The sequence below is a fragment of the Collinsella sp. AF20-14LB genome (assembly GCF_003459505.1).
Lineage (GTDB): Bacteria > Actinomycetota > Coriobacteriia > Coriobacteriales > Coriobacteriaceae > Collinsella.
Genome location: NZ_QRWD01000035.1, coordinates 1 through 4,190, shown reverse-complemented (window position 1 = coordinate 4,190; position 4,190 = coordinate 1). Strand labels below are relative to the sequence as shown.

At 57.8% G+C, this 4,190-nt stretch carries 5 protein-coding genes; all 5 read left to right on the top strand.

The window, feature by feature from the left end; genetic code table 11:
• Positions 1-74 precede the first annotated feature (74 nt).
• The 5 genes from DWX63_RS10930 to DWX63_RS10910 all read left to right on the top strand — a co-directional run bounded on the left by DWX63_RS10930 (position 75) and on the right by DWX63_RS10910 (position 3,871).
• The gene (locus tag DWX63_RS10930) at positions 75-494 is read left to right on the top strand and encodes a PTS sugar transporter subunit IIA (RefSeq protein WP_117636068.1); all 420 of its coding nucleotides are present in this window, start codon (positions 75-77) and stop codon (positions 492-494) included.
• A gap of 57 nt (positions 495-551) precedes the next feature.
• Complete coding sequence (locus DWX63_RS10925; protein WP_117636067.1) at positions 552-1,034, top strand: PTS sugar transporter subunit IIB; 483 nt, start codon at positions 552-554, stop codon at positions 1,032-1,034.
• Between the two features lie 292 nt (positions 1,035-1,326).
• Entirely contained in the window at positions 1,327-2,100 is a 774-nt protein-coding gene (locus DWX63_RS10920; RefSeq protein WP_117636066.1) for a PTS sugar transporter subunit IIC, read from the top strand.
• Positions 2,090-2,914 (top strand): PTS system mannose/fructose/sorbose family transporter subunit IID, encoded by an 825-nt coding sequence (locus tag DWX63_RS10915; RefSeq protein ID WP_369831513.1) that lies wholly within the window; start codon positions 2,090-2,092, stop codon positions 2,912-2,914. Before DWX63_RS10920 ends, DWX63_RS10915 begins: the two co-directional genes overlap by 11 nt.
• A gap of 111 nt (positions 2,915-3,025) precedes the next feature.
• Entirely contained in the window at positions 3,026-3,871 is an 846-nt protein-coding gene (locus DWX63_RS10910) for a sugar phosphate isomerase/epimerase (protein WP_055252639.1), read from the top strand.
• Positions 3,872-4,190 lie beyond the last annotated feature (319 nt).

Sequence of the window (4,190 nt, the reverse complement as noted above, 5' to 3'; positions counted from 1 at the left end):
TCACCAAGCACAACCTCAAGTACCGCCGCTACTACCACCAGTTCGACTACTAATTCCATTTGGGGGAAACTGTAATGAGGCAATACATCTTCGCCAGCCACGCGCATTTTGCGACCGGCATTAAAGAGAGCACCGAGCTGCTCTCGGGCGCGCGCGATAACGTTCACGATCTATCGATGTTTGTCGACGGTCGCACCGACGTCGCCGAGGAGGCCGCAAAGCTGCTGGCGACCATCGACCCTGCCGATGACGTGATCGTGTGCACCGACCTGTTTGGCGGTAGCGTCAACAACGAGTTCACCAAGATCGTTCAGACGCGTCCCAACACCTACCTTGTCGCCAACATGAACCTGCCGCTGCTGATCCAGCTACTGTTCTCGGACCAGGAGGCTCCCGCCGATCAGGTTATCCGCGAGATAATCGCGGCTGACGACACGCGCGTCAAGTTTGTCAACGATCTGCTGACCGATGCGGATGACGAGGAAGAGTTCTAGTCTCCGCCTGCTATTAATGGGGCCGGGTTTCCGGCATGAGACCTTTGGGGGTCAATCATGATTCAACTGCTTCGCGTCGACCATCGTCTGCTTCATGGCCAGGTGGCCGTCTCTTGGGTCCAGGGCCTGGGCTCCGACTGCATCTTCTGCGTCGGCGACAAGGTTGCCAACGATCCCGTTTGGAAGACCACGCTCAAGATGGGCAAGCCGGCCAACGCCAAGCTCGTCATCAAGGACATGGAACACGCCATCGAGGCAATTAACTCTGGTGTCACTGATAAGTACAAGATGATCATCTGCGTCGCCAGCATCGCCGAGGCCAAGCAGCTTGCCGACGGCTGCCCGCAGATTACCTCGATCAACCTGGGCAACACCAAGTCCAAGGACGAACAGCGTCCCGACGCCCGCCAGGTTTCGCGTCAGGTCTTTGTGACCGCCGCCGAGGAAGAGGAAATCCGCGAGCTCGTCGGTCGTGGTGTCGAGGTCGAGATTCGCGCTCTGGCCGATGACCCCAAGGTCGACGCTATGAGTGTCCTGTAACTTGGGACCACGGGGCGGCACGCATGGTGCTGCCCTATCCGTGGAGTAGCGGATAAACGCTTTACCCGGTAGTCCACCTACCGTTCACCGGAAGTACCTGCCCGTTGAGCGATTGGTATTAAATAGTTTCTGCATGACTATATAATTGGTATGAAATCATTTGTACCGGTTTAGGTGTTAACAGCACGCCGGTACAAGCTGGATCTGCCTAGGCGATTGTCGGCATGGAAAAGGGCGCGCTGACAAGTCGGGAATCGCCGACCGGATCCAAGAGGGATCAAAAGGAGGAACAATGCTTGTTCAAGCGATCCTCATCGGACTTATCGCTGCTTTCGGTAAGCTCGATTATCAGCTCGGTACGCTCTATGCGTTCCGCCCGATCGTTCTGTGCCCGCTCGTCGGCATAGTCCTCGGGGACCTGCAGTCCGGCCTCGCCATCGGCGCGAGCCTCGAGCTGCTCTTCATGGGTTCTATTGCCATCGGCGCTTACGTGCCACCTGATGAGACGATTGGCGGCGTGCTCGCCTGCGCCTTCGCTATTCAGCTGGGCCAGAGCACTGAGGCCGCTATCGCGCTCGCGATGCCCATCGCCACCCTGTGCCTGGCCATCAAGAACGTCATCAACGCCGGTATGCCCCTTCTGGTCGACCGCGCCGACGTCTTTGCCAGCAAGGGTAACCTCAAGGGTATCTACGCTATGCACTGGGTTATCGGTCTTGTGATTGTCGCCCTGGCCTTCTTCCTGTGCTCCGTCTCCTTCTATCTTGGCGCTGACGCCGTTCAGGGTCTGCTCGACTTCATCCCGACGTTTGTCCTTGATGGCTTTGGCGTCGCAGCCAACATCCTGCCTGCCATGGGCTTCGCAATGCTCGGTCGTCTGGTGCTTACCAAGCAGCTCGTGCCGTTCTACTTCCTGGGCTTCCTGATGTGCTCCTATGCCAACGTGCCCGTCCTCGGTGTCGCTCTGATCGCAATCATCATCGGCATCAACAAGTTCGACCTGCTGGGCCTTGGTGGCGCCCAGCCCCAGCTTTCTGTGGAAGGGGATGAGGACGATGACTTCTAATTCCGAGAACCAGATTACTCGCTCCGACCTCATTAAGAGCTCTCTGAGTACCGGCGCTCTGGGCATGGAGTTCTCCTGGACCTACTACAAGCAGATGAACATTGCCTTCTGCCTGATGGTCGCCAACATGCTCAAGAAGATCTATGCCGGCCGTCCCGACGATTACGCCGAGGCCCTGCACCGTCACAGCGCATTCTTCAACATCACCCCGCAGCTCGCTCCCTTCGTGGGCGGCATCGCGATGGCCATGGAAGAGAAGGTCGCTCGCGGCGAGGTTGAGCCCGAGAGCGTCAACGACATCAAGGCCGCCCTCATGGGCCCGCTTTCCGGTCTGGGTGACTCCTTCTTCCTGTCCACCCTGCGCGTTGTTGCCGCTGCCGTGGGCATCAGCCTGTGCCAGGCCGGCAACGCCTTTGGCCCCATCGCCTTCCTGCTCATCTATAACATCCCGGCGTTCCTGATTCGTATCTTTGGCGCTATCAAGGGTTATGAACTGGGTATTGGCTTCCTCAACGAGGCTCAGAAGACCGGTCTGATGCAAAAGATCATGGCCTGCGTCGGCATCGTCGGCGTCATGGTGGTCGGCGCCATGAGCAAGGACATGTTCTGGGCTTCGCTGCCCGTCGCCATCGGTCAGGGCGACTCCGCCCAGACCCTCCAGGACATCCTGGACGGCATCATGCCCGGCATGCTCGGCATGGCCGCCTTCTGGATTTACTACTGGCTGCTCTCCAAGAAGATCAACCCGATGGTCCTGATTCTCTGCACCATGGTCATCGGCATCATCGGTGCCTTCTTTGGCGTGCTTGCCTAATATGTTTAAATCGCGCTTCCATCGCGTCTAACGGTTGCGTCGATCTTTGGGGGCTTGTCGCATGTGCGGCAGCCCCCTGTTTTTTAAAAGCCCGTACGAAAGGGGAGGACTATGGCCGTACCCGAGCTTTCGCTCATGAACATCAACCATCGTTACTACAGCATCGAGACGTTCTTTAAGGCTGCAGGCGAGGCGGGTTATCGCAATATCGAGCTGTGGACTGGCTCGATGCACCTGTATGTGGATTGCCACGAGCACGATTCGGTGGATAAGATTCGCGATCTTGCCGCCCAGTACGGCATCAAGATCGTGTGCGTGTGCCCCGAGCAGAACAACCCCAAGCCGTGGAATGTCGCGGTGCGTGGTGAGGCGGGCCAAAAGCGCATACTCTCGTACTTTAAGAATGTCATTGACGTTGCCGTTGAGCTGGGTGCGCCGCAGATTCTGGTGACGAGTGGTTGGGCCTATCTGGACGAGCCGGCTGAGGACGCCTGGGCCCGCAGCGTTGCCATGCTGCGTTCGGTATGCGACTATGCCGATACGCGCGGCATTCGCGTTGCGCTCGAGGCGCTACAGCCGTCGGAGTCCGTGCTGGTCAACACCGCGCAGGACGTCGCGCGCATCCTCGAGGCGGTCGATCGTCCCAACCTGAAGGCTTGTATCGACTTTGGCGCCATGGAAGTTGCCGGCGACACAATCGACGGCTACTTTGAGGTCTTGGGCGACAAGATCGTCCACACCCACTTTGTGGATGTCGGCGGCGGCACGACGCATCTTGCCTGGGGCGACGGCGAGCGCGATATGCGTGCCGACCTCGAGGCGCTCATGCGCCACGGCTATACGGGCTATGCCTCGGCCGAGACGTGTGACGGCCGCTACTATCAGGATCCGTCTAAGGCGACAACTCAGGTTATCGATATGTATCGTCGTGTGATAGCAGAGATGGAAGCCGAATAACCGAACTGCGCGGTTGCGCCGGAAACACTAGGGCGGGTTTGGCGCAACGTAGTTTTAGGTGGCGAGTTGCGGAGTGTTCGTTGCAGTGTTGCTCGAATTAGACAACTAATGGCGTTGTAATACCACTCGGGCGAGGAAACCGACCGTTCGCCGTAAATCTCCGTGAGTTTAGATTGGTATTAAATAATGAGCAATCGTATGGCTATAATTGGTATCAGCAAGAAGCGCGATGTATAGAATCGCGCACATGTGATGGGAGGACACACATGAAGGAGACCGAGAAGATCGAGATCATGCACTTCGACCAGGAGGGCTACCT

Excerpts from the sequence above, each read along its gene's own strand:
- DWX63_RS10910 (WP_055252639.1), top strand. The coding sequence starts at position 3,026 with ATGGCCGTACCCGAGCTTTCGCTCATGAACATCAACCATCGTTACTAC.
- DWX63_RS10915 (WP_369831513.1), top strand. The coding sequence starts at position 2,090 with ATGACTTCTAATTCCGAGAACCAGATTACTCGCTCCGACCTCATTAAG.
- DWX63_RS10930 (WP_117636068.1), top strand. The coding sequence starts at position 75 with ATGAGGCAATACATCTTCGCCAGCCACGCGCATTTTGCGACCGGCATT.
- DWX63_RS10925 (WP_117636067.1), top strand. The coding sequence starts at position 552 with ATGATTCAACTGCTTCGCGTCGACCATCGTCTGCTTCATGGCCAGGTG.
- DWX63_RS10920 (WP_117636066.1), top strand. The coding sequence starts at position 1,327 with ATGCTTGTTCAAGCGATCCTCATCGGACTTATCGCTGCTTTCGGTAAG.